This window comes from Chryseobacterium sp. CFS15 (assembly GCF_031118795.1).
GTDB lineage: Bacteria > Bacteroidota > Bacteroidia > Flavobacteriales > Weeksellaceae > Chryseobacterium > Chryseobacterium indoltheticum.
The window spans coordinates 27,031-51,073 of the sequence record NZ_JAVHYL010000015.1 but is presented as its reverse complement, the minus strand read 5'-3'; the positions used below and the strand labels follow the sequence as shown (position 1 = coordinate 51,073).

The following is a 24,043-nucleotide window of genomic DNA, read 5'->3' as shown; positions in this document are numbered from 1 at the left end:
ATTTCATTTCATAGTGAATTCGATGTCTATTTCCATGCCAAAAATGGATAATTTTAATTAAAATAAAATTTAAAATTAATCCATTTAACCTTGTTGAAAATATTGAATCCAAGCGAAATTCAGACAAAAAAGAAGAGAAATAAAATCAATTTTTTATTTTTTCTATTTCAGATTTCATTTTCTGTTCCCAGTTCTTCCCGTTTCTTTTTATTAAATATGGTTTTACAGTTTCATGATATTTTTCCTGGGCTTTAATATCCATAAAATCTATAATACAACCTGTATTAAAATAAGTTACCCCATAGTTTTTGCAGATACTGTCAATTTTATTTACTGTTTCTTCATTATAAACAGGAACAGTAAATCCACCTGCAAATTTATAGGTCACACTATCTTTTTCAATATCTTTTTTAGCTTGCTGTATGTATTCTTTTTCAAGCAGTGTGAGTGCTTTTCTCCTTTTTATATATTTTCAAAAACAAGAAAACCTAAAAACAGACAATTCAGTATTAAAAAAACACACAAAAATCTATTTTTAAAATTATATTTTTTGATTTTAACTGATGCAATTAGAGAAGCTAAAAACCCAATTATTAGTAAAAAAATTAAAATATATTGTGTTCCGTAATCTTTAAAATTACCGATAAAATCAAAAGGTATTGGGAAATTATAACCATAAAATGTCGCAACACTTGCAACAAGTATTAAGACGATTAAAATAATATTCAGATATAATAATTTTTTCAAAATTTGTTTTTTGTGATTTGTCCAGATTAATTCCTTAACTAATTTATAAACAATATTTTAACAAACAAAAAGACTGCCGTCAAATTGATGGCAGTCTTAATATTTAAGTGATTAAATTTTTAATCAAATCATTACATATGCAATGCTCTTTTTCCGGTAGCATCCAATGCAGCTTCCTTCACAGCTTCTGCGTAAGTCGGGTGAGCGTGAGAACTTCTTGCGATGTCTTCTGCACTTGCACGAAATTCCATTGCAATTACCCCTTCAGCGACCAAATCGGCAGCTCTAGCTCCGATCATGTGGAAACCAAGAACCTCATCCGTTTTTTCGTCAGCAATAATTTTTACCAAACCGTCGATATCACCACTTGCACGGCTTCTTCCTAATGCTCTCATTGGGAAAGTTCCGATTTTGTAAGCAACACCTTCTTCCTTCAATTGCTCTTCAGTTTTACCAACTCCGGCAACTTCAGGCCAAGTGTATACAACACCCGGAATTAAGTTATAATTAATGTGAGGTTTTTGTCCTGCCAAAGTTTCAGCAACGAAAACTCCTTCTTCTTCAGCTTTGTGAGCCAACATCGCCCCTTTAATTACATCACCGATTGCGTAAATGTTTGCAACATTAGTCTGTAAATGATCGTTTGTTTTCACTCTTCCTCTTTCGTCAAGCTCAACACCTGCTTTTTCAAGGCCAAGACCTTCTGTGTAAGGTTTTCTACCTACAGAAACCAAACAGTAATCTCCTTCAACGGTTACTTCTTCTCCTTTTTTATCTTTAGCCGTAACTTTTACAGAATCTCCATTTCTTTCAACTGCAGAAACCGCTGTAGAAAGCATGAATTTCATTCCTTGTTTTTTAAGAACTTTAGTCAATTCTTTACTTAAAGCTCCATCCATTGTAGGAATGATTTTGTCCATAAACTCAACCACAGTAACCTGAGCTCCAAGTCTCAAATAAACTGAACCTAATTCAAGACCGATAACTCCACCACCGATTACTACCAAATGCTTAGGAATTTCTTTTAAATTTAAAGCTTCTGTAGAAGTGATCACTCTTTCTTTATCTAACGTGATGAAAGGTAAAGATGAAGGTTTAGAACCTGTTGCAATAATGGTATATTTAGATTCTATCGTTTCTGTAGAACCGTCGTTTTTAGTCACTTTAATCTGAGTTGCAGATTCGAAGCTTCCAAGACCTTCAAAAACAGTGATTTTGTTTTTGTCCATCAAAAAGTTGATACCTTTTGTAGTCTGCTCTACCACTTCGTTTTTTCTCGCAATCATTCTTGCAATATCTGCTTTTGGCTCGTTAATGATAATTCCGTGGTTTTCAAAATTGTGCTTTGCGTTTTCGAAATGCTCAGAGCTGTCTAAAAGCGCTTTTGAAGGAATACATCCAACGTTAAGACAAGTTCCGCCTAAAGTTGAATATTTTTCAATAATTGCTGTTTTGAAACCCAATTGTGCAGCGCGAATAGCAGCTACATAACCTCCAGGACCAGAACCGATTACGGTAACATCGAATTGACTCATTTTATATTTTTATTTATTATTATCTGATTGATTAATTCTTACAAATTTAATGATTAATTATCACGCACCCAAGTGAGTTTTGTCAAGTTTTTTGTTGCGGGATGATGGGGTTAGACGAAGGGAGTTTATTTCATCGAGGATATTTTTTCAAGCAGGAAATTTGAAGATGGATGATGGATGTTTAAATGATTGAGAATATTTTTTAAGCATCTGACATCTAGCCTAATTTACAAATTCAATTTCCCTTCTCCAAAAACTTCTTTATTTCCAAAAAAGTTTCCACCGCCAATGTACCATTGGAGATTTTCCAAATATTCTATTGCATTTTCAGGTTTCATTTCTGCAACTTCCTTTTTAGCTATAATTCCCTTGAACCATCTGCTTAATTCTGGAGAGGTTTCGGATTCAACAGTGTATTTAAGCCAAATTCTTTGACAGAGTCTGCATTGAATGATGCTTACTTCTGCATTTTTATCACTGGTAAAATCTGTACCAACTATTGAAGTTCTATATTCAGATTCACTTAAGTCGTGTTTTTCGCAAGCACAACCCAGTTTCGGAAGTTTTTTCATGAATGAAATATTGATTTTTAAATAAAGTTGAGATGCAAATTTAAGGAAATATAAAGATTTTTTATTTCTTCATCAATTCCAACAAAATCTTCTCATATCTATCTAAAATAATCTCCTTAGAAAATCTTGATTTTATAGAGTTCTTAATAGAATCAGCATCGTAACTTCCGTGCAAGATCTGCATAATTTTTTGTGAGAAATCTTCGTGGTTTTCAATATCAGAAATCTCACCGTTGATTCTGTCTTGAATAATTTCGTTGATTCCGCCACGACAATTATTAGCCAAAGAATAAGTTCCACAGGCTCCCGCTTCCAATAAGACATTGGGAAAACCTTCGTAACGCGAAGAAAGAATAAACAAATCAGCAAACTTCAGAAATTGATACGGATTCTCTTGTCTTCCATGAAAAACAACCTTTTTTAAACCTAAAAAATCTTTCATCTGATTCAGCAATTCACGATCTCTTCCATCTCCTAAAATATGAAGGATAATTTTTTCATTTTTAAGCCTTGAAAAAACTTTAAGCAAATTGTCGAAACCTTTTCTTGCCGACAAATTGCCGATGGCAACCACGTTTTTATAATTGTATTGAAAGCTTTCAGGTTTTGTAGAAATGAGAAGTTTTTCATTGATAAAATCAAAATCTACAGGATTATTGATTTTGGTGATTTTATGTTTTTTTATATTGAAATTATGTACAAGATCATTCATCATATCATCGCTTTGCGCAATAATCTGCTGGTAATTGTTGTAAAAATTATAGAAGAATTTTATTTCTTTTCTGGTGACATGCTCAGAAACTACATTGGTTTCTCTTGCAATAAATTTAATTCTCGGGAAAAGCTTGATAAATAAAGATAAATAGGCATTCACCTCACCAAATCCTGAAAAAACAATATCCGGTTTTCTGCGGTAAATTTGTGAAAGAATAGGTTTTAAAGAATTTCTGATTCGTTCAATATTCAGATCAATAATTTCAATGTCTTTGTTAAGAAAATCCAGATAACCACCTTGTTTCCGTAAAAGCAAAATTTTAGGTTCAAAACGATCTCTGGAAAGATGATTTGCAATGGTGGTAACGATTCTTTCTGCACCTCCGGTTTCGAGATCCGGCAGAATAAACATGACAGAAATTTTCTTATTCATCCTAAGATTTTTTTAAAGTACTTCAAAGGAATTCAGTTCTCACAACAGGTCTGGAAAGTCCTGAGAATGATTATTTGTAATATGATTTATTAAAAATTTATGCTCTTTCTGATCGAACAATATATACCAAGACGTATTGTTGTTTGCTTTGTATTTTATAAACTTTTTACCAAATTTCTGATAAGCTAATGGTGAATTTTTGCTGATAGGTTTCATAACATTAAAATCTATAAAATCATAAATTTTATCTGCATAAAACTGACAATCAACTCTAAATCCGAAATATTCTTTAGCATATAAAATCTCAACTAATTCTTCAATAGATTGATGAAATTCTTCAGAATAAATAACTATTTCTTCCAAGGTAAACTATCAATAAATTTCCTTGTTCTTCTCCTTGATTCTTCTGATGTTAATCCTTTCGCAAATCGTTCATCAAAATCATCTTTTACAGCATATTCAGCTTGAGATTCTGCAACGTGACTCACCGAAGTTTTTCTATTCTTAATCTCAAGCAACTCTGCAATATCTTCAAGCTCATCCATTTCTTTTATCCACTGAATGAGTTCTTTTTTAGCTTCTGTTATTGGATTTTCCATTTTAATTTAATCAAAATTAATTGGCAACATCGCTGATAAATTTTATTCTCAGCATTCTTACTTCTTCGTCAGAAAGCTCATCTCCGAATTCATCAAGCAAAACTTTCATGCTGTCGCTTTCAGATTCGTTCATAAATTCCATAAAATCATCTACAACATCTTCATCAAAATTATCTTCGATATAGTAATCGATGTTTAGTTTTGTACCCTGATAAACAATACGCTCCATTTCTTTCAGGAGATCATTCATCGAAAGATTTTTTGCTCTTGCTATATCTTCAAGATCAATTTTTTTATCGGTACTCTGAATGATAAAAACCTTGTGGCTAGATTTATTCGCAACCTGTTTCAAAACCATATCCTGAGTACGCTCTATATTGTTGTCTTCAACATATTTTGCTATAAAATCGGCAAACTCTTTTCCGTATTTTTTGGCTTTTCCCTCTCCAACTCCGTAGATTTTAGCAATCTCTTCAACAGTAATTGGATATTGCACAGTCATATCTTCCAAACTAGGATCCATAAAAACCGTATAAGGTGGAATTTGATGTTTTTTGGCTACTTTCTTTCTAAGATCTTTTAAAAGTGCAAATAAATTTTGGTCTAAACCTCCACTCGACTGCATCTGTACCTGGTCACTTTCAGCTTTTGTTTGTGAAAGATCAAATTCACGGTCTTCAGCGATTAAAAATGGATCTTTTAAATCACCGGTTAAAACTTTTTTACCCTTTTCAGAGATTTTTAAAACACCATATGTTTCGATGTCTTTCTGTAAAAAATTTTGTACGGTTGCCTGTCTTAGAATTGTTTTCCAATAATTATCTTTTTCTGATTTTCCAAAACCGAAAAATGAACTTTGCTCTAATTTGTACGATTTTGTAACAGCATTTTCTTTTCCAACAATTACAGAAATTAAATCTTTTGATTTAAATTTTTCTTTTGTTTCGTTGATTAATTCCAGTGTTTTTCTTAAATCGTCTGTAGCATCTTTCAGCTTTGGCGGATTTGATGCATTATCACACATTTTGGCCCCGTCACCATTTACCGGATCGAAAGTTTCACCAAAATAATATAATATATACTGTCTTCGGCTCATAGAAGTTTCAGCATAGCCGACTACTTCATTTAAAAGCTGCAAACCGATTTCTCGTTCAGAAACAGGTTTTTGAGCCAAGAATTTCTCTAATTTCTCAATATCTTTAGGATCATAAAAGGCCAAACAATATCCTTCTCCTCCATCACGGCCTGCGCGACCCGTTTCCTGATAATAACTTTCCAGAGATTTTGGGAAATCATAATGAATAACGAAACGTACATCAGGTTTATCGATTCCCATTCCGAATGCAATTGTTGCTACAATAACATCCGCTTCTTCCATCAAAAACTTATCCTGATTGGCAACCCTCACTTTCTGATCAAGACCGGCATGATACGGAAGTGCATTGATTCCGTTTACCTGAAGAAGCTGGGCAAATTCTTCCACTTTTCTTCGGCTTAAACAGTAAACAATTCCGGATTTCCCTTTATTTTTATTAATAAATTTTACAATTTCTTTATCAATATTAACTTTTGGAGTGACTTCGTAAAATAAATTAGCTCTGTTAAAACTTTCCTTAAACACCAAAGCATTGGTCATTCCTAAAGTTTTCTGGATATCATCCTGTACCTTCGGGGTTGCAGTTGCTGTTAAGGCAATTACCGGAACATCTGCAATTTTATCAATGATTTGCTTTAAATTTCTGTATTCTGGTCTGAAATCATGCCCCCATTCGGATATACAGTGCGCTTCATCGATTGCAACGAACGATATTTTTACATCTTTCAGAAATTCCAGATAATCTTCTTTGATCAAAGATTCCGGAGCTACGTAAAGAAGCTTTGTTTTACCGCTTTTTATATCATCAAAGACCTGTTTGGTCTGAGTTTTGTTAAGAGAAGAATTAAGAACGTGGGCTACACCGGTTTCAGAAGAAAGACCATTTACTGCATCTACCTGATTTTTCATCAGGGCAATAAGCGGTGAAACAACGATTGCCGTACCCTCAGAAATAAGAGCAGGAAGCTGATAACACAGCGACTTACCGCCTCCTGTAGGCATCAGTACGAAAATATCTTTTCCGTTTAAGAGATTATTAATGATCTCTTCCTGCTGTCCTTTAAAGGTAGAAAACCCGAAGTATTTTTTTAATTCGCCTGATAAATTGGCTTTTTTTGCGCTCATCTAATTTTGTATTGCTAAATTTGCATCCAATCCAAAGTTATAAAATTTTTACTGAAAATAAAAGCAATAGAATTTTTTAGTAACCAAATTTATATTAAGTATAAATTGAAATCTTTGGCAATCTACATACTAATTTCGTTATAAAAATGGAAAGAGACAAAATTATCTCAATAGCAAAAAGCACACTGACCATAGAAATTTCCGAACTGGATAAATTAAAAGAAAGAATTGGAGACGAATTTATAAAAGCAGTACAGCTTATTCATTCTGCTACAGGGAAACTCATCGTGGTTGGTATCGGAAAATCGGCTCACGTAGGAAATAAAATTGTTGCCACGCTAAATTCTACCGGGACTCCATCTCAATTTTTGCATGCTTCAGAAGCTATTCACGGAGATTTGGGTGTCATCCAAAAGCAGGATGTAGTTTTATGCATTTCAAATTCGGGAAATTCCCCTGAAATCACCAATCTTGTTTCTTATTTAAAAGATTATTCTTCTGCATTAATTGGAATGACGGGAAACAGAAAAAGCAAACTTGCAGAATTTTCTGATGTCATTTTAGATACTCATGTAGATCTGGAAGCGTGCCCGAATAAACTGGCTCCGACAAGCTCTACGACCAATCAAATGGCTTTAGGAGATGCTTTGGCAATTTGCCTGATGGAACTGAATGAATTTAAAGAAAATGATTTTGCTAAATTTCATCCGGGAGGAAGTTTAGGTAAAAACTTAACGGCAAGAGTTGAGCAGTTTCTTTCTTCACAAAAACCTCAAGTTTATGAGGATTCTTCGATAAGGGATGTTATTATTTCGATCAGCGCATCAAGTCACGGTATAACCGTTGTTACAGATAACGATAAAATCACCGGCGTTGTTACCGACGGAGATTTGCGAAGAATGTTGATGAAAGGTGACGATATTTCTAAAGTTTTGGCGAAAGATATTATGTCTGCAAATCCTAAAACAATTGAGAAAGATGTTTTGGCAAAAGAAGCTATGAAAGTTTTAAAAGACAATAATATCGGACAATTAATTGTTACTGAAAACGGACAATATTTCGGAATTATTGATCTTCATACATTATTGGACGAAGGAATTAATTAAGATGGAAGAAGTGATTTTCTCCATTCAAAATTTCAAGCTATCCACAAAAGATCATCTAACTTATTTGCTTTATGAATCTTCGAATAATAAAAAAGTCATTAGAACAAGACTTAGAAATAGAATAATCTTTATTTTCTTGTTCTTATCTATTTTTATATATGTTTATTTCACAAGTTTCAACATCGCATTCTTAATATTTTTTATTCCTTTTACTATAGTTATGTTTTTAGTTAGAGAGATAACCGTAAGAAACACTTATGTAAAAGGATTGGAAAAATATATTAAAAATCAAAATAGCGAAAGTTCAGATACCACGTCAGAAATAACTTTTGCAAAGAGCTTTCTTTTAATCAATGAGAGCAATAGTGAGAGTAAAATCTCTTATAAGGATTTTAATGATATTATTGAGATAAATGAATGTGTTTTCATAAAAATATTAAATCGAAGTGTATTAATTATTAATAAAAACAATCAAAATTCTAAAACATTAATAGAACACTTAAAAAATATTTCATTACAAAATAACATTCCATATCAATTAAATTTACACTGGAATGGAAATAACTTTTGAGTTCCATATATAATTTCATAATTTCACAACATAATTTAATTCTTTAAATGAGCGAAGATAAAGACATGTCTTTTTTTGGACATATTGGGGAATTGAGGGGGCATTTGATCCGTTCTATTCTTGCAATCGTTATAGCGGCAGTGGTTGTCGGTTTTAATATCAACTGGATTATGGATCATATATTTTTTGGTCCCACACGTAATGATTTCCCTACTTTTAAAGTCGTAAACGAGTTTTCACAATGGATTTTAGGGGAAGACAGTATTACGTTGCCTGATGAATTTCCGGTGCGAGTTCAGAGATTGTATCAACAGTTTAATGTGATGATGGCGGTTTCTATTTTTGGAGGAATTGTGGCGGCTTTCCCTTATATTGTTTGGGAATTGTGGCGATTTATCAGTCCGGCTCTACATCCTAACGAGAGAAAAAATTCGCTTTTTATTATTAATTCGGTTTGGATTTTATTTATGACCGGAGTATTATGCGGGTATTTCCTGATTTTACCTTTTGCCGTCAATTTCGGAGTTATTTTTAAAATTTCAGACATCATTATTCCGTTATATGACCTTAGTGATTATACTACTCTGTTTTTGCAGGTTGTTTTAGGAATGGGTGTTGTCTTTTTATTTCCGGTTTTAATTTACTTCCTGACCAATATCGGAATTCTGAATCCCAAGTTTATGAAAACTTACAGAAGACACGCTATTGTTTTGATTATGGTTGTTGCAGCAATTATTACTCCTGCCGATGTTTTAAGCATGATTATGGCTGCGTTGCCACTCTTATTGCTTTATGAATTCAGTATTGTAATGTGTGGTTATACTTATAAAAAGGTGCAAAAACGAGATGCCGCTATAAAAACGGTTCAAAAATCTTAAAAAATTAATATAACATAATAGCGGCGCGAAAATCGATGATTTTCGCGCCGCTTGTTTTCAGAATACTCATCAAAAAACAGACATTCTTAAATAATATTCTTTAATTTTGATTTAATTAAATTTAAAATCAGATGAAGAAGTTTTCATACTCACTTTTATTGGTTTCCGGATTAGCTTTCGGGCAGTTTTTCGAAAAAGGTAAAACGTTTACAAAACAGGATACCTTAAAAGGTTCTAATACCGAATTCAGAAATTTCTGGGATGTAAAAAAGTATGAACTATCTGTGGAACCCGATTTTCAGCAAAAAAGTATTACCGGAAACAATAAAATAAGTTTTGAGATTACCAAAGATATTTCAAATCCTGTTTTTCAAATCGATCTGCAACAACCGATGAAAGTTGATGTGGTACAATGCAGTTTCCCTACTCCTAAACCATTTAAAAGAGAAGGTGATTTTATATTTATTTCATCGCATAAAAACTTTAAAAAAGGAGAAAAATACACCATTGATATTGGCTATTCCGGAAATCCTACGATTGCCAAAAGAGCACCCTGGGACGGAGGCTGGGTTTTCACAAAAGATGAAAAAGGAAATCCTTGGATGAGCGTTGCCGATGAAGGAATTGGCGCTTCAATATGGCTTCCTACAAAAGATATCTGGAGTGATGAACCCGATAATGGAATCATTATGAAAATTATTACTCCAAAAGATTTAGTTGGAGTCGGAAATGGAAGATTAATTAACAAAAAAACCGAAAACAATAAAAATATTTTCACTTGGGAAGTTAAGAATCCAATCAACGCCTATTCTATCATTCCGAATATTGGAAAATATGTAAATTTTAAAGATTCTTATACCGGAGAAAAAGGAAAGCTTGATCTTGATTATTGGGTAATCGACTATAATTTAGAGAAAGCAAAAAAACAGTTTCAGCAGGTAAAGCCAATGTTGAAAGCATTTGAATATTGGTTTGGTCCTTATCCTTTTTATGAAGATTCTTACAAATTGGTTGATGCACCTTATTTGGGAATGGAACATCAGAGCAATATAGCTTACGGAAATGGTTATCAGAACGGCTATTTAGGAAGAGATCTTTCAGGAACAGGAGTTGGTTTAAACTGGGATTTCATCATTATTCACGAAAGCGGGCACGAATGGTTTGCGAATAATATTACAGCAAAAGATCAAGCCGACATGTGGATTCATGAAGCTTTTACCAATTATTCTGAAGTTCTTTTCACCGAAAATTATATGGATAAAAAATCTGCGGATATTTATGCTCAGGGAATTCAGAATAATATTGAAAACGATGTTCCTATTATAGGAAAATACGACGTACGAAATGAAGGAAGCGGCGATATGTATGCCAAAGGCGCAAGTATGCTTCATACGATGAGACAGATCATTAATGATGATGCAAAATTCAGACAGATTTTAAGAGGTTTAAATAAAGATTTTTATCATCAAACAGTAACAACCGAACAAGTTGAAAAATATATTTCTGAAAAAGCCGGTTTCGACTTTACAACAATTTTCAACCAATATTTGCGTACAACCGATGTTCCTGTTTTAGAATATGCTCAAAAAGGTACAGAATTGAAATTCCGTTTTGTAAATGGTGTAAAAAACTTAAACCTTCCGATAAGATTTGGTGAATATACCATTTCACCGAATGAATCTTGGCAAACGCTGAAGCTTAAGAATTCAAATCCGGTAGAGTTTAGCAAGAACTATTATATCAGATATAAAAAGATTTAATGAAAAATTTAAAAGGCAAAATCATAATAATGGTTTTGCTTTTTTTAACTAAAGTTTAGCAAAAAATTATAAATCCTTCTGTAACAATTTCAATTTAAAATCAACTACTTATCAATAAAATAAACCTAATGAAAAAAATAGCAATAAGCTTAGGAATTCTTGCGGTGGCTTTCGTACAAGCGCAATCTATAAAAACAAACATCGACCTGGTGAATGTAAAAGACGATAAAATAGCCGTAACGATGGAATTTCCGAAAATGAAATCGAATGACGTGAAATTTCACTTTCCAAAAACAGTTCCCGGAACTTATTCTGTGGATGATTACGGAAGATTTATAGAAGGAATAAAATTTTTAGACAACAAAGGAAAAGAAATCGCTTTTACCAAAGTGAATGACAATACGTATTCTCTGAAAAATGCAAAAGCATTAAGTAAAATTACGTATTTGGTAAACGACAGTTTTGATGAAGAAAATGGTACGGATAAGCATAAAGCCGTATTCTCACCTTCCGGAACTGATATCGAACAGGGGAAAGTTTATTTAATTAATACACACGGTTTTGTGGGTTACATCGATAATATGCAGGATGTTCCTTACCAATTGGTGATTCAAAAACCTAATGATTTTTACGGAACTACCGCTTTGGTTGATCAGGATAAATCTGAAGCAACCGATACTTTTACATTAGCCAATTATGCTAAACTGACAGATTCTCCTTTGATGTATTCAAAACCTGATTACATCACATTCAATGCTGGCGGAATGGATCTTGTTTTGGGTGTTTATTCTCCAACTGGAAAATATAAAGCAGCAGATTTTAAAGAAAATTTAGAAAAAATGGTCGTTGCTCAAAAGAAATTTTTGGGTGATATGAATACCAATAAGAAATATGCAATAATGCTTTATCTTGCAGGAACCGAAGGTCCTCAAATCAAAGGTTTTGGCGCTTTGGAACATCACGAGTCTACAAGTGTTGTGCTTCACGAAATGATGCCTAAAGAAGCGATTGATGAAGCTATTGTCGATGTAGTTTCTCATGAATTTTTCCACACCGTGAATCCTTTGAAGACGCATTCTGAAGAAATTCATTATTTCGATTATGCAGATCCTAAAATGTCTCAACATCTTTGGATGTATGAAGGCGGAACCGAATATTTTGCCAATTTATTCCAGATTCAGGAAGGTTTGATTACAAAAGAGCAGTTTTTACAGAGAATTGGCGATAAAATTAAAAATTCTAAAAACTACGACGATACCATGCCTTTTACGGTAATGAGTAAAAATATTCTTCAGGATCAGTATAAAGATCAGTACAGAAATGTCTACGAAAAAGGAACTCTTTTGACGATGTGTCTTGATATTGAGCTGAGAAAATTATCAAACGGAGAAATGGGTTATCGCGATATGATCAGAAAATTATCTCAGAGATTTGGTGAGAACAAACCTTTTAAAGATGATAAACTGATCGACGAATTGGTAACCATTACAGGATATCCGCAGGTAAAAGATTTTTACAATAAATACATTGCAGGAAGCCAGCCAACGCCTTATGCAGAATATTTAGCTCAAGTGGGTGTAGAAATCAAGAAGCAGGGAACTCCGCCGATGTTTTGGTTTATCAAAGATCCTGCGCAAACCGGATATGATGAGAAGAACAATGCTTTTGCCTTTGATGATCACTCTGCTTTATCTTCATTCTCAAAAAGTATCGGATTTAAAATTACCGATCAGGTTCTTGCTTTAGACGGAAAAACCATTAATATTCAAAATGCTCAGGAATTTATCAGCTATGCACAATCGATCAAAGAAGGTCAAAATGTTACCGTAACCGTTCTTCGTAAAAACGGTGATAAAATGGATAAAATTGATTTGAAAGGAAAAGCGGTCTTAGATAAAATAACAATGGAAACATTACAATTTGAAGCCAATCCTACTCCTGCAGAACAGAAACTTCAGGATCAATGGTTGACCGGAAAAAAGTAAGTTAATTGAAATTGTTGATAGTTTTGAGTTGATAGTTGATGGTTTGACATGCTATGTAATAATCAAAAATTATATTATTCAACGAATTTAAAATAAAACAAGCGGGGAAATTTTCCTCGCTTTTTTGTAATTACATTTCAGCAGTTCTGCACAATAATGTATATGAGCAGCAAAATCATCTGTATGCCTCAGAAGATGATCTCATCATAACGCAATACCTGTTGTACACCTCGCAAAATCATCTGTATATGACACGATGTCACATGTATGCTTCGCAAAGTCGTCTTATCGTATCGCAAAACGAAGTGTCAGTGTCGCAAAATCATCTGTCTATGATGCAATGTCATGTGTATTGGTCGTAAAACCATCTTATTTTAAAGAAATGAGTCCTTCCGTTGATAAATACCGTCTGTCTCTTAAGGAATATCATCTGATTACCACGGAATGTCATCTGTCCGATAAGGAAAGCCGTCTCACCGCAAAGGAATGTCGTCTGACTGTTGGGGACTGTTGTCTGACTTACAAGGAACATCATCTGTCTGCCAAAGAAAAAACAGCATCTTTGTTAGAAAATGCTGTTTTCCAGATTGGTTATAAATAATTTCCTTTACAATGATTTCATATTCACGGAAACGAAAATTATGATAACGATAATAGTATTTTAAAAATAGTAAAGCGAGGGAAATCTTCCTCGCTATACTATTTTATTTATACAATTCCGGTTCGATAGGATTGTTATTCTTTTTGAAACCTTCTTTTGCTTTTTTCTCCATTTCTCTGAAAACCAGATTAGGATCTGAAATTTCTTTTCCGTCTGCAGATTTAGTTTTAAACACAACTTTATTGGTTTCTGTGTTTTTCATCATCATCTCGCGCATATTTTTCGTGGGATCGTTTTTATACGCTTTCCAGGCTTTTTTAAATTGAGATTTATTGATCTCAATATCCTTCCTTCCCATTCCGTAAAGTTGAACTCCTTGCGGAAGATTCATCTCTTTTTCTGTAGTAGTTTGAATCGTTTTATTTCCAACTAAAGTCAGGGAATGCGAACCTGTCTTATCTTCAATTTTCACAATCAAACCGGGAAGTCCGTAGAATTTATACGGTCCGTCCTGGAAAGGTAGATCTGTCGAAAACCAAGCCGTCCATTCTCTTCCCCCGTATTTTGTTGTTGCTTTTTGAGCATTATATTCACCAATTTTCTGCTTATCAGGAAGAATTTTCCATTCCGGTTTTTTATCTTCTTCAATTTTATAGCTGTCGCTGGAAATCTTTGTGAAAAGGTGAGTTTTAAAATCAGGATATTGTTTGGTAATCTTGTAAGTAATCATTCCCGGTTTATCGTTTCTACTTATACTGATGCTGTTGGGACTCAATTTTAATTGTCTCTCCAAATCTGCCTGAGAAGTAGAATCTGCAATAAACTTTTCCTGACCGTAATATTTTGATCCGCTTTTATCAATATCCAAAAGCATTATTTCTTTCAAAACGTTTGCTTTATCCGTAGAATCGGGAATAAATTTATAATCATAGAAAAAACGGTTTTGAGCAAAACTTGTGAATCCTATTATTAATAACAGCGCTAAAGATATTTTTTTCATTCTACTTTGTTTTATTAAGTTCTATTCTGTTGTTATCTTTTTTTATTTTTTCTTTCAGGCGTTCTTCCTGATCCTTCATTTGATTACCGGTTCCCTCTTTCATAATCATTGTCATACCGTTCATTTGTATTTGTTTTAAACCTTTTGTGGGATCATTTTCATATTCTTTAACCAATTTGTCATATTGTTTTTGATTGACTAAAATTTCTTTTTCGCCAAACACATCTTTTGGAATTTCTGTCAGATTTTTTACAGCCTGCAGGTTAAAGACATGTGATTTGCTTTGATCTTCTAATTTCACAATCAAACCCGGAAGACCATGAAATTTGTAGGGGCCATCCTGAATCGGAATATCTGAAGTGAACCATGCTGCCCATTTTCTTCCACCAAATTCAGTTTCGGCTTTCTGTGTATTCCATTCTCCGATTTTTTGCTTCTCGGAACTTATTTTCCAATCTATTTGTCGGTCATCAGCAACTTTATACTGATCCCTCAAAATTCTGTTATGAAAAAAGACTTCATATTTCGGATATTTTTTGGAAATCGAATATCTGATGGAGCCTTTTCGTCCATCCGTCTTAACATTCATCATCCCCGTTGAAGCCAATTGTTTTTCCAAATCAACTCTCATAATAGAATCGGAATGGTAAGCCGTATAGCTGTAAAACTTGGATCCCGAATCAGCAACATCAAGATTCATCATCTCCGTTTTTATATCGCCTGTGTTGGTAGAGTCTGGTATATAACGGTATTCGTAAGTAAAACGTTTGTTTTGAGCATCGGCAAAAACACCAATCATCAATACACAGAAAACGGTTATTAGTTTTTTCATTTTAAATTATTTTGAAAATATTTAAGGCTTGTTTAAAGATTATTTGAAAATAAAATTTTTAAATAATCTTCTTTTCTCCCCATCTAAATGGAGGAAATTATCTTGAAAATTGCATCAAAATTGCCCCCTTTAGGACTGGGGAATAATTTTGATGCAATTTAAAAAGGCTCTTAAAACTTAAGATTATTTTTGTTTTGTTTTGATATGGATTTCCCCGGTGTCTTTGCCCGAAACTTTCGTTTTATTAATGTTAATAGATTCGATGTTCTTTGGATCAAGACTTTGCATTTCTGCATTTGAGCTTGCATTCCCATCGATGAAATATTTTACATCACCAGCAGAATTAGCATTAATCATATCTTTTACGTTTGTTTTGAAAGTAGCACCATTAGAAAGAATTTTACTTTTCGGTGGCATTGGAAGTTCTGTGTAGGTAGAAGTTCCATAATATTTTCCTTTTGGAGCATGTGCATCAACAGCAATTATCCAAGGATTTCCCTGCATTTTTTTTGTTTGCTCTCTCACAATTTCAGCCTGTTGTCTTGCCACTTCAGCTTGTTTTGCAGCGAGTTCTGCTTTTTCTTTAGCCAACTTTTCCAGCTTTCTTATTTCTTTCTTACTAAGACCCGGAAGATTTTTATAATCAATATTGGGAATATTATAAGAATACATCTTTACTTTCGGAAAATTTGGAGCCGCTGGTGAAGCAGGAGGTAACGGAACTTCAGGAAAATCAAAACCAAGTTTAGCATATTCTCTGGCTGCGTTCTTATAATCATCAGATTTAAAATATTCTCTTGATGTTTTCAACTGCTCTCTCATTTTCTGAAGAGCTTCAGCATGATTGTAGTTTAAAGTTGAAATTTTACCAATTTCTTCAGATAACTTGCCAATTTCTGCTATATTTTTCTCGAAATCTTCACTTTCCGGCTTAAGAGTTTTCAAAACTTTTGATTTCTCTTCAATTTTTTTACTCAGTTCTGTAATTTTCTTCTGGTGTACATCAACTTTAAATGATGCTTTTGGAGTAACAATTTCCTGTGGTTTTTCTACCTTTTGTGGTCTTACAGTATCTTGTTTAATTTCAGAAACAGCTTTCTCAATTTCGTTATTGACTTCTTTTATTTCTTTATTTTTCGCATTAACCATATAGGCAAATGCAACAGTGAATAAAACCGGTAAGGCAAGTATTCTTCGCGCATACCCGAATTTCGTTTGTGGTTTTTGTAACATTTTGAGGCGTTTTTTAAGGTTTGAACTTAGAAACGGACTAGTCGCAGGCAACGGTTTTCCGGAAAAGTGGCTTGCTAAAAGCATCTGCGCAAATGCTTTTGTGTCCGATTGTTTGACGGCTTTTTTATCAGCCAGATATTCGTGTATTAAATTGATTTCTTTTTTGATAATATGAAAAAACGGATTGAACCAAAAAACAGAAGTGAGAACCTCTATAAAGATCTTGTCGATAGAGTGTTTTTGTTCAATATGAACCATTTCATGCTTTAAAATCTGCTTTCCTACTTCTGAATTGATGACAATCGTGTTTTTCCAGAAAAGATTCTTGAAATAAGAAAATGGAGCTTCAGAAAGATTGGTCTGGTAAAAATTTACACCTTCAAAACTTTCTTTTTTAAATTGCCTTTTGAGTTGTTGGATTCTAAAAATCCCGTACATGAATTTCCCTAAAAAATAGAGAGAAACCAATCCCAAAGCTGAAAAAATAATTCTAAAATAAATGTCGTCATGGCTTATGGTTTTATTTGTATTTAAATTTTGTAGCTTATTAAGCAAAACAAAAAGATTCTCATTCACCTCAATCGTAAAATCTTCCACTTTAATAAGGGGCAGCAAAATCGAGATCAGCATTGCAGACAAAAGATAAAATCGGTTGTAATGATGAAAGGTCTTGTCTTTTAAAGACAACCGATAATACAAAAACATTACACCCGAACAGATTGTTACTTTTCCGAAATAAAAAATAAGAGCTTCCATATTAGTCTTTGTTTTTAAGTTCGCTTAATAACATCTCAAGATCTTCAACGGTCATTTCGTTTTTTTCAACCAAAAAAGAAACGGCACTTTTATAAGAACCTTTAAAATAGTTTTTCACCAGGCTCTTCATCGTTTTCCCCGAATATTGTTCTTTTGTTACCAAAGGAAAATATTCGTGCTGTCTTCCGTACACATTATAATCTACAAACTCTTTATCTTTAAGAACTTTTAGAATTGTAGAAACCGTATTGGTATGCGGTTTGGGTTCAGGATAAAGATCCAAAACATCTTTAAGAAAACCTTTTTCGAGTTTCCATAAAAACTGCATTACTTGTTCTTCTGCTTTTGTTAAAGTCTGGATGATCATAATTTTAATTTAGAGTAAGCGATAAAATTACTAAAAAAATCGTATCACTAATAAATTAGTTATACAAATGTAGAAATATTTTTAAACTGTACAACTATTTTTTTAGTGATAAAGATTAAAAATAAATAAGTAATTGGTAATCAGCTACATAAAAAACATTAAAATATGTTAAATTTTTAATTAATAGAAAATATGGAGTTACTAATCTTCAGAGAAAACGTGATTATTTGTTAAAATTCTTAAAACTTGTTAAATTTTATTAAATAAAATTAAAATGAATGCGCACAGAATGAGAAAATATATTTATTTTAGTGCTTTAAAAATTTCTAATGAAAAGATATACTCTACTTTCTGTTTTAATGTTGTTGATATTTAATGTAACATCAGCGCAGACATCTTCTGTTTTCGGGTCGGTTACTGAAGCAAAAACAAAAATTGAAAACACCGTTCCTTTAGTTTTGGGACATCTGAAAAAAATAAGTGAATCACAGAATGACAACACCATTCTTACCAATGGTACCGCTGCTCTTAAAAAGGAATATGATGCTGTTGCTTTAGAATTTGATCTTTACAGAGGAAATATGGCGAGCTGTATTGTTAATAAATCTTCTAAAAAATCAACAAAATGTATGAATTATCATACGCAGTATTTCAGAAATACTTTGGGAATCTATGATAATTTCATCAATTATATTACAAAGAAAAACGGATATTTAGGAGTGGAAGACGAGGCTATAAAAAAAGATTTTAAACCTACAGAAATTGCAACTAAAATCGATACCGACTTTACAGCAGCAGCAAAAACAGCAGGAAAATTAAAAGGTACCGCAAAAGCATCATACTTTGAGCAGGTAAAATCTGAAGATTTTAAGCTGGCTCCTTTCGATACTTTAGTTAAATAAATCTTACTTAAACATACAAAATCCCGTTTCATTGAAACGGGATTTTTTTTATAGTTTTTTATATTCGTCACTTACTACTCTTCCGTCAAAAGGCTCACTCCACACAACGAAAACTTTCTCGTCTGCAGATCTTTTTATTTCTGCCTGAATTACTTCATATTCACCATTTTCATCTTGTCTTTCAACAATAAGGTCTACACCCTTTCCCACTCCCTGATCAATTGCTACTTTGTATCTTGTATCATCTTTTACAAAATCTTGTTTGCTAAAATTTATACTTCCCATAATTATTTATTTTATTGTTACGATAAGCAATTAATAAACCATTATTTATTTAAACTGAGGATTTTTTGAGGCTGATAAATTCATCAATTAAGACACAAAAAAAGGAGAACCATTTCTGATTCTCCTGTTGGTAGCGGGGACACGACTCGAACGTGCGACCTCCGGGTTATGAGCCCGACGAGCTACCTACTGCTCTACCCCGCGGTATATTTTAAACGTCTACCGAAAACGTTATACTTAGTAGCGGGAACCGGACTCGAACCGATGACCTTCGGGTTATGAGCCCGACGAGCTACCTACTGCTCCATCCCGCGATATATCTTTATAGTGTTTACCGAAAACACTTAGCTTAGTAGCGGGGACACGACTCGAACGTGCGACCTCCGGGTTATGAGCCCGACGAGCTACCTACTGCTCTACCCCGCGGTATATTTTTAAAACGTTTACCGAAAACGTTACTTAGTAGCGGGAACCGGACTCGAACCGATGACCTTCGGGTTATGAGCCCGACGAGCTACCTACTGCTCCATCCCGCGATATTGGATTGCAAATATACGAATATATTTCAAAACCGCAAGCGATCCTTTTAAATAAAGCATTTTCATGAAATATATTTAAATATTCGTACATTTGTTTATGGCAAAAATTTTGAAAATCTACCCGGACAATCCACAGGAAAACCTTATCAATGAGGTCATTAAATCCCTGAATAATGGCGGATTGATTATTTATCCGTCTGATACTGTTTATGCTTTAGGCTGTAATATTTTTGATATCAAGGCCATGGAAAAATTAGCACAAATAAAAAAACAGAAATTAGAAAAATCAAAATTCTCAATTATTTGTAATGATTTAAGCCATTTATCAGATTTTACAAGACCTATTGACACCTCAGTTTTCAGGTTTCTAAAAAGTCATCTTCCAGGTCCTTTCACATTTATTCTGGAAGCAAATAAAAGTCTTCCTTTAGCTTATAAAAATCATAAAACAATCGGTATCCGTGTACCCGATCATTCAATTCCGCAATTGATTGTTGAAAAATTGGGCCATCCAATCGCATCAACTTCCATTAAAGATGATGATGAAATTATTGAATATTCTACAGATCCGGAACTGATTGCTGAAAAATATGATCATTTGGTTGATATTGTAATAGATTCAGGATATGGTGATAACATCGCATCAACCATTGTAGATCTTACTTCGGGCGAACCGGAAATAATCCGTCAGGGAAAAGGAGAAATTTAGAACAGTTATTGAGATGAGTCTGAACGGAAGATATTCTTTAGGCATTGTACTTACTTTTGTATTGCTTGCCGCTTCAATGCTGTATTCAATCCCATTAATCAATTTATTTTTCAATTATAAAACTTTAACCGCTGATCTTTTTTTCTATAACAGGCTTTCATTGTGGCTGGTTTTAGTTCTTGTTTTGATTTATAATTTTTTCTTAGAAAACAGATCATTTTTTGTTTGGGAAGAAAAAAAGTATTCGCCTTTATTTTATTTAGGCGCAGTAATAAGCTTGTATTTTATTTGCTTATTTGGTGGTGCTTTTCTGAATGCGATTATTATTTTTTTAACTCAGGAAAAACCTAGCGAAAGACTTTTAGACCTTAAAAATTTATTTAAAAACAATTATTTTCTGATCATTTTCACCTGCCTTACCGCCGGAGTTATTGAAGAATTACTGATGCGGGCTTACATTCAGCCACGAATCGAAAAAATATACAACAGTCCGATGTTGGGAGTGATTGTTTCATCTCTTTTATTCGGAATTTTACACAGTACTTACGGAACAATCGGTCAGGTTGTTGTCCCATTTTTTATTGGGATTGTATTTGCTCTGTTTTATAAAAAATATTCAAACATTAAAATTCTAATTGTCTGTCATTTTCTGATCGACTTTATCTCGATGATGCTTATGAATTTTATTGATCCTAAACATTTATCTTTACTCAACCTATGAAAATCATAACCTCTCCTGCAAAATTAATGAACGTAGAAAACTCAACAGATTTATTGAGAAGTTCTACCCCGAAATTCATCGAAGAAGCAGCATTAATTCAATCTCATTTAAAGCATAAATCTCCAAAATATCTTTCTGAATTAATGGAAATTTCGTCAAAACTGGCAGACGAAAACTGGGAAAGAAACCAAAAATGGAAAGCTAAACCCACTGCAAAAGAATCTGCTCCCGCAATGTTTGCTTTTACTGGCGAAGTATATCGCGGTCTGGATGCAAAAACCTTAGATAAAAATGCGATTGATTATCTTCAGAAAAATTACCGAATGCTTTCCGGGCTGTATGGTTTGCTGAAACCTTCAGACAAAGTAATGCTTTATCGTCTTGAAATGGGCAGAAATTTCGAATTTGAAAGCTATAAAAATCTTTACCAATTCTGGACAGAAAAAGTAACGGATCAACTTAATTCTGAAATGAAAAAGAACGAAATTCTCCTGAATTTGGCAAGCGGTGAGTATGTAAAAGTTGTAGACCGAAAAAAACTAAATCATCAAGTTATCGATTTTGATTTCTACGAAATGAAAGATGGAAAATTGAAAACAATCGTAGTTTACACCAAACATGCAAGAGGTATGCTTGTAAGATTTTGTGCAGAAAACAATGCAAAAACATTAAATGATGTAAAAGCATTCAACTATGAAGGGTATTTAATTGATGAAGAAAAATCAACCGATACAAAACTCGTTTTCACAAGATAATGACGTTATCACTACTTAAAAAGCATTTTTCAGATTCACTTTCGGAAGTTTATACAGATTCTGAAAGTACCTTTATATTTCAGATTTTTACTGAAAATATTTTAGACTTAAATAATTTTCAGCAAAGACAATCTGCAGATTTGGAACTGTCTGATGAGAATATAAATAAATTCCAGCAAATCATTTCAGAATTAAAAACAGGAAAACCTTATTTACAGATTTTAGGTGAAACTGAATTTTACAGAATGAAAATTTTTGTTGATGAGAATGTTTTGATTCCTCGTCCGGAAACGGAGGAATTGCTAGAAATGGCGATTAAAGAGATAAAAAGATATATTTCAAGAATTGAATACATTCATTTAAGATCGAAACAAACAGATTATAAATGGACTGAAGAAGCAAAATATCCACCTTCGCAAGAACAGGAATTAAAAAGAGTCAAAATTTTAGACATCGGAACCGGAAGCGGAATTATTCCTTTGGTTTTAAAAAAATATTTCCCGGAAGCAGAAATTACTTCCATTGATTTTTCGGAAGCAGCTTTAAAAACAGCGAAAAAGAACGCAGAATTTCACCAGCTTGATATCAATTTTATTCATGCCGATTATCTGAGTTTAGATTTAAATCAGAATTTTGATGTTATTATTTCAAATCCGCCTTATATTGGGATTGATGAAGAGAACGAAATTGCAGATTCTGTAAAAGAATTTGAACCAACAATGGCGCTCTTTTCTCCGACTTCCGATGCTTTGATTTTTTATCGAAAAATTGCCGAAGATTCTAAAAAATATTTAAATGAAAACGGTTTACTTTTCTTAGAAATCAATCAGAAATTAGGGAAAGAAACGCTAGAACTATACAAAAATTTTTCACAAGCTGAACTCATAAAAGACCTTAGTGAGAATGACCGTTTTATTTTTGGAATAAAATAATATTAAATTCAAAAGTTCATATAAAATTAATTGTAATCAAATTCCGTTTTATTTTTATATTCTTAATTTTATCCCACCAAACAATAAAATTATATTATTATGAAAAATTTAATGAAAAGCGCATTACTAGCGTTCGGAGTTCTATTAACAATTACCAGTTGCAGTACTGATGCAACAACTTTAACGGATGCTGAAATGACAAATGCTAATCTCGCAAATAAAAGTGAGAATAGTAAAAAACAGCAGACTTATCAGTTAAAAGTAGGTACCATCCACAACGGGGTAAACTATATGAACGGAAGTTATGATATGGGCGGAATTTATGCAACCGATGTGAATACAGGGATTGTTTATGACGGATATATCACTTATTCTAACGGATACGCCAAACTACCCGGATATTTTACCGATCTTCCAGCTGGAACTTATGAAATCTCTGCTTATCAGGGACAAGGAGGCTGGGTTGGCTACGGTTCTACAACAGTTACCCTGACGCCATCTTCAGTGGGACAAGACGGTTATGTGAATGTATATATTCCAATTGCCTGGGAAGAATAGTAATTTTCAACACAATAAAAAAGACTGTTTTCAAATAGAGAACAGTCTTTTTTATTTCAAATAATTTGAAAGAGTTTATTAATTAATTCTTTTTCTAATAAATATTTCATACGCTAAATAAAGTAACGGAAGTGACATAATACCAATAAACATAGAGTTGTGAATTGCACTTTCAGGCTGACTAATCACAGCATACACAAGGCCGAAAAATGCACCTCCCAAATGGGCAGCATGCCCCAGATTATCCCATTGTTTAGGATTTAGCATCATATAAACAGAATAGCTGAAATACAGTAATCCAAAGATAAAACCAGGAATTGGAATAGGAATGAAAAAGAAGTAAATTCCGATATTCGGCATCATAGCAATTGCGGCAAACAAAATCCCTGAAACTCCACCACTCGCTCCAATTGCAGAATACCATGGTTGTTTTTGATAAATAAATAATGAAAAAATATTTCCTAAAAGAATAGATCCAAAATAAATAATAAGAAATCCTACGTTTCCGAATCCCTGTAAAATTACCGGACCGAAGAAATACAATGTCATCATATTAAACAATAAATGCATTATATCTGCATGAAGAAATCCGGCAGAGAGCACTCTTACATATTCTTTTCTATGGAGAATTGCACCAACATTGAATTTGTATTTTTCAAATATCTCTTTATTATTAAATGCGATAAAACTGATAATTGCAGTGATTGCAATAATTAATATTATGATATTCAT

General features: G+C 33.1%; 26 protein-coding genes and 4 tRNA genes. 12 read left to right on the top strand and 18 right to left on the bottom strand.

What is annotated here, in order from left to right; translation table 11 throughout:
* Window positions 1-145: 145 nt before the first annotated feature.
* The 8 genes from OH814_RS18885 to recQ form a co-directional block, all read right to left on the bottom strand.
* The gene (locus tag OH814_RS18885) at window positions 146-388 is read right to left on the bottom strand and encodes a hypothetical protein (RefSeq protein WP_308829232.1); all 243 of its coding nucleotides are present in this window, start codon (window positions 386-388) and stop codon (window positions 146-148) included.
* Between the two features lie 74 nt (window positions 389-462).
* A complete protein-coding gene (locus OH814_RS18880) occupies window positions 463-747 on the bottom strand; it encodes a hypothetical protein (protein WP_308829231.1) in 285 nt (94 codons plus the stop codon).
* Window positions 748-878: 131 nt separating this feature from the next.
* Window positions 879-2,282, bottom strand: coding sequence for a dihydrolipoyl dehydrogenase (gene lpdA / locus OH814_RS18875; RefSeq protein ID WP_076559861.1), 1,404 nt, complete (start codon window positions 2,280-2,282; stop codon window positions 879-881).
* Between the two features lie 227 nt (window positions 2,283-2,509).
* Window positions 2,510-2,854, bottom strand: coding sequence for a hypothetical protein (locus OH814_RS18870; RefSeq protein WP_308829230.1), 345 nt, complete (start codon window positions 2,852-2,854; stop codon window positions 2,510-2,512).
* A gap of 61 nt (window positions 2,855-2,915) precedes the next feature.
* Window positions 2,916-4,001, bottom strand: a complete 1,086-nt coding sequence (locus OH814_RS18865) for a glycosyltransferase (RefSeq protein WP_308829229.1) — start codon at window positions 3,999-4,001, stop codon at window positions 2,916-2,918.
* A gap of 39 nt (window positions 4,002-4,040) precedes the next feature.
* Window positions 4,041-4,364, bottom strand: a complete 324-nt coding sequence (locus tag OH814_RS18860; protein WP_201133942.1) for a hypothetical protein — start codon at window positions 4,362-4,364, stop codon at window positions 4,041-4,043.
* Window positions 4,352-4,600: a hypothetical protein gene (locus OH814_RS18855; protein ID WP_308829228.1), complete on the bottom strand. Its 249-nt coding sequence runs from the start codon at window positions 4,598-4,600 to the stop codon at window positions 4,352-4,354. The genes OH814_RS18860 and OH814_RS18855 overlap by 13 nt, the downstream gene beginning before the upstream one ends.
* Before the next feature lie 16 nt (window positions 4,601-4,616).
* Window positions 4,617-6,821 (bottom strand): DNA helicase RecQ, encoded by a 2,205-nt coding sequence (gene recQ / locus OH814_RS18850; protein WP_076559851.1) that lies wholly within the window; start codon window positions 6,819-6,821, stop codon window positions 4,617-4,619.
* A 146-nt stretch (window positions 6,822-6,967) separates the two neighbouring features.
* Between recQ and OH814_RS18845 the strand changes: the two genes are divergently transcribed.
* From OH814_RS18845 to OH814_RS18820, 6 genes are all read left to right on the top strand, one after another.
* Window positions 6,968-7,927, top strand: a complete 960-nt coding sequence (locus tag OH814_RS18845; protein WP_308829227.1) for a KpsF/GutQ family sugar-phosphate isomerase — start codon at window positions 6,968-6,970, stop codon at window positions 7,925-7,927.
* Between the two features lies 1 nt (window position 7,928).
* Window positions 7,929-8,498 (top strand): hypothetical protein, encoded by a 570-nt coding sequence (locus OH814_RS18840; protein WP_308829226.1) that lies wholly within the window; start codon window positions 7,929-7,931, stop codon window positions 8,496-8,498.
* 47 nt (window positions 8,499-8,545) lie between these two features.
* Window positions 8,546-9,376 (top strand): twin-arginine translocase subunit TatC, encoded by an 831-nt coding sequence (gene tatC, locus OH814_RS18835; protein WP_308829225.1) that lies wholly within the window; start codon window positions 8,546-8,548, stop codon window positions 9,374-9,376.
* Between the two features lie 131 nt (window positions 9,377-9,507).
* On the top strand, window positions 9,508-11,136 hold the full coding sequence (locus tag OH814_RS18830; protein WP_308829224.1) for a M1 family metallopeptidase: 1,629 nt from the start codon (window positions 9,508-9,510) through the stop codon (window positions 11,134-11,136).
* 128 nt (window positions 11,137-11,264) lie between these two features.
* A complete protein-coding gene (locus OH814_RS18825) occupies window positions 11,265-13,121 on the top strand; it encodes a peptidase M61 (RefSeq protein WP_308829223.1) in 1,857 nt (618 codons plus the stop codon).
* A 256-nt stretch (window positions 13,122-13,377) separates the two neighbouring features.
* Window positions 13,378-13,722, top strand: a complete 345-nt coding sequence (locus OH814_RS18820) for a hypothetical protein (protein ID WP_308829222.1) — start codon at window positions 13,378-13,380, stop codon at window positions 13,720-13,722.
* Window positions 13,723-13,825: 103 nt separating this feature from the next.
* Here the strand turns inward: OH814_RS18820 and OH814_RS18815 are convergent, their stop codons facing one another.
* The 4 genes from OH814_RS18815 to OH814_RS18800 all read right to left on the bottom strand — a co-directional run bounded on the left by OH814_RS18815 (window position 13,826) and on the right by OH814_RS18800 (window position 17,910).
* Entirely contained in the window at window positions 13,826-14,722 is an 897-nt protein-coding gene (locus tag OH814_RS18815; protein ID WP_308829221.1) for a GLPGLI family protein, read from the bottom strand.
* Window position 14,723: 1 nt separating this feature from the next.
* Entirely contained in the window at window positions 14,724-15,554 is an 831-nt protein-coding gene (locus tag OH814_RS18810; protein WP_308829220.1) for a GLPGLI family protein, read from the bottom strand.
* A 183-nt stretch (window positions 15,555-15,737) separates the two neighbouring features.
* Window positions 15,738-17,543: a M56 family metallopeptidase gene (locus OH814_RS18805; RefSeq protein ID WP_308829219.1), complete on the bottom strand. Its 1,806-nt coding sequence runs from the start codon at window positions 17,541-17,543 to the stop codon at window positions 15,738-15,740.
* Between the two features lies 1 nt (window position 17,544).
* A complete protein-coding gene (locus OH814_RS18800; RefSeq protein ID WP_066679295.1) occupies window positions 17,545-17,910 on the bottom strand; it encodes a BlaI/MecI/CopY family transcriptional regulator in 366 nt (121 codons plus the stop codon).
* 329 nt (window positions 17,911-18,239) lie between these two features.
* Between OH814_RS18800 and OH814_RS18795 the strand changes: the two genes are divergently transcribed.
* Window positions 18,240-18,812, top strand: coding sequence for a hypothetical protein (locus tag OH814_RS18795; protein WP_308829218.1), 573 nt, complete (start codon window positions 18,240-18,242; stop codon window positions 18,810-18,812).
* 48 nt (window positions 18,813-18,860) lie between these two features.
* Here OH814_RS18795 and OH814_RS18790 read toward each other — a convergent pair whose 3' ends face one another.
* The 5 genes from OH814_RS18790 to OH814_RS18770 all read right to left on the bottom strand — a co-directional run bounded on the left by OH814_RS18790 (window position 18,861) and on the right by OH814_RS18770 (window position 19,633).
* Window positions 18,861-19,097 (bottom strand): hypothetical protein, encoded by a 237-nt coding sequence (locus OH814_RS18790; RefSeq protein ID WP_076559836.1) that lies wholly within the window; start codon window positions 19,095-19,097, stop codon window positions 18,861-18,863.
* Window positions 19,098-19,225: 128 nt separating this feature from the next.
* Window positions 19,226-19,301 (bottom strand) — tRNA-Met (locus tag OH814_RS18785).
* Between the two features lie 37 nt (window positions 19,302-19,338).
* Window positions 19,339-19,411 (bottom strand) — tRNA-Met (locus OH814_RS18780).
* A 39-nt stretch (window positions 19,412-19,450) separates the two neighbouring features.
* Window positions 19,451-19,523: transfer RNA gene (locus OH814_RS18775), tRNA-Met, on the bottom strand.
* A 37-nt stretch (window positions 19,524-19,560) separates the two neighbouring features.
* Window positions 19,561-19,633 (bottom strand) — tRNA-Met (locus tag OH814_RS18770).
* A 100-nt stretch (window positions 19,634-19,733) separates the two neighbouring features.
* Here OH814_RS18770 and OH814_RS18765 point away from each other — a divergent pair.
* The 5 genes from OH814_RS18765 (at window position 19,734) to OH814_RS18745 (ending at window position 23,311) form a co-directional block, all read left to right on the top strand.
* Complete coding sequence (locus OH814_RS18765; protein WP_076559723.1) at window positions 19,734-20,345, top strand: L-threonylcarbamoyladenylate synthase; 612 nt, start codon at window positions 19,734-19,736, stop codon at window positions 20,343-20,345.
* Window positions 20,346-20,358: 13 nt separating this feature from the next.
* A complete protein-coding gene (locus OH814_RS18760) occupies window positions 20,359-21,066 on the top strand; it encodes a CPBP family intramembrane glutamic endopeptidase (protein WP_308829217.1) in 708 nt (235 codons plus the stop codon).
* On the top strand, window positions 21,063-21,821 hold the full coding sequence (gene yaaA / locus OH814_RS18755) for a peroxide stress protein YaaA (RefSeq protein ID WP_308829216.1): 759 nt from the start codon (window positions 21,063-21,065) through the stop codon (window positions 21,819-21,821). The genes OH814_RS18760 and yaaA overlap by 4 nt, the downstream gene beginning before the upstream one ends.
* Window positions 21,821-22,753: a peptide chain release factor N(5)-glutamine methyltransferase gene (prmC, locus tag OH814_RS18750; RefSeq protein ID WP_308829215.1), complete on the top strand. Its 933-nt coding sequence runs from the start codon at window positions 21,821-21,823 to the stop codon at window positions 22,751-22,753. Before yaaA ends, prmC begins: the two co-directional genes overlap by 1 nt.
* A gap of 99 nt (window positions 22,754-22,852) precedes the next feature.
* Entirely contained in the window at window positions 22,853-23,311 is a 459-nt protein-coding gene (locus OH814_RS18745) for a hypothetical protein (protein WP_308829214.1), read from the top strand.
* A 78-nt stretch (window positions 23,312-23,389) separates the two neighbouring features.
* On the opposite strand, the gene OH814_RS18740 is transcribed toward OH814_RS18745, so the two are convergent.
* Entirely contained in the window at window positions 23,390-24,043 is a 654-nt protein-coding gene (locus OH814_RS18740; protein WP_308829213.1) for a rhomboid family intramembrane serine protease, read from the bottom strand.

What these genes read in the sequence shown, in the direction of transcription:
- OH814_RS18795 (WP_308829218.1), top strand. Translation starts at nt 18,240, where the DNA reads ATGAAAAGATATACTCTACTTTCTGTTTTAATGTTGTTGATATTTAAT.
- OH814_RS18810 (WP_308829220.1), bottom strand. Translation starts at nt 15,554, where the DNA reads ATGAAAAAACTAATAACCGTTTTCTGTGTATTGATGATTGGTGTTTTT.
- OH814_RS18840 (WP_308829226.1), top strand. Translation starts at nt 7,929, where the DNA reads ATGGAAGAAGTGATTTTCTCCATTCAAAATTTCAAGCTATCCACAAAA.
- OH814_RS18815 (WP_308829221.1), bottom strand. Translation starts at nt 14,722, where the DNA reads ATGAAAAAAATATCTTTAGCGCTGTTATTAATAATAGGATTCACAAGT.
- prmC (WP_308829215.1), top strand. Translation starts at nt 21,821, where the DNA reads ATGACGTTATCACTACTTAAAAAGCATTTTTCAGATTCACTTTCGGAA.
- OH814_RS18765 (WP_076559723.1), top strand. Translation starts at nt 19,734, where the DNA reads ATGGCAAAAATTTTGAAAATCTACCCGGACAATCCACAGGAAAACCTT.
- OH814_RS18740 (WP_308829213.1), bottom strand. Translation starts at nt 24,043, where the DNA reads ATGAATATCATAATATTAATTATTGCAATCACTGCAATTATCAGTTTT.
- OH814_RS18855 (WP_308829228.1), bottom strand. Translation starts at nt 4,600, where the DNA reads ATGGAAAATCCAATAACAGAAGCTAAAAAAGAACTCATTCAGTGGATA.
- OH814_RS18820 (WP_308829222.1), top strand. Translation starts at nt 13,378, where the DNA reads ATGTCACATGTATGCTTCGCAAAGTCGTCTTATCGTATCGCAAAACGA.
- OH814_RS18825 (WP_308829223.1), top strand. Translation starts at nt 11,265, where the DNA reads ATGAAAAAAATAGCAATAAGCTTAGGAATTCTTGCGGTGGCTTTCGTA.
- OH814_RS18870 (WP_308829230.1), bottom strand. Translation starts at nt 2,854, where the DNA reads ATGAAAAAACTTCCGAAACTGGGTTGTGCTTGCGAAAAACACGACTTA.
- lpdA (WP_076559861.1), bottom strand. Translation starts at nt 2,282, where the DNA reads ATGAGTCAATTCGATGTTACCGTAATCGGTTCTGGTCCTGGAGGTTAT.
- recQ (WP_076559851.1), bottom strand. Translation starts at nt 6,821, where the DNA reads ATGAGCGCAAAAAAAGCCAATTTATCAGGCGAATTAAAAAAATACTTC.
- OH814_RS18830 (WP_308829224.1), top strand. Translation starts at nt 9,508, where the DNA reads ATGAAGAAGTTTTCATACTCACTTTTATTGGTTTCCGGATTAGCTTTC.
- OH814_RS18800 (WP_066679295.1), bottom strand. Translation starts at nt 17,910, where the DNA reads ATGATCATCCAGACTTTAACAAAAGCAGAAGAACAAGTAATGCAGTTT.
- OH814_RS18805 (WP_308829219.1), bottom strand. Translation starts at nt 17,543, where the DNA reads ATGGAAGCTCTTATTTTTTATTTCGGAAAAGTAACAATCTGTTCGGGT.
- OH814_RS18745 (WP_308829214.1), top strand. Translation starts at nt 22,853, where the DNA reads ATGAAAAATTTAATGAAAAGCGCATTACTAGCGTTCGGAGTTCTATTA.
- OH814_RS18865 (WP_308829229.1), bottom strand. Translation starts at nt 4,001, where the DNA reads ATGAATAAGAAAATTTCTGTCATGTTTATTCTGCCGGATCTCGAAACC.
- yaaA (WP_308829216.1), top strand. Translation starts at nt 21,063, where the DNA reads ATGAAAATCATAACCTCTCCTGCAAAATTAATGAACGTAGAAAACTCA.
- OH814_RS18790 (WP_076559836.1), bottom strand. Translation starts at nt 19,097, where the DNA reads ATGGGAAGTATAAATTTTAGCAAACAAGATTTTGTAAAAGATGATACA.
- OH814_RS18845 (WP_308829227.1), top strand. Translation starts at nt 6,968, where the DNA reads ATGGAAAGAGACAAAATTATCTCAATAGCAAAAAGCACACTGACCATA.
- tatC (WP_308829225.1), top strand. Translation starts at nt 8,546, where the DNA reads ATGAGCGAAGATAAAGACATGTCTTTTTTTGGACATATTGGGGAATTG.
- OH814_RS18760 (WP_308829217.1), top strand. Translation starts at nt 20,359, where the DNA reads ATGAGTCTGAACGGAAGATATTCTTTAGGCATTGTACTTACTTTTGTA.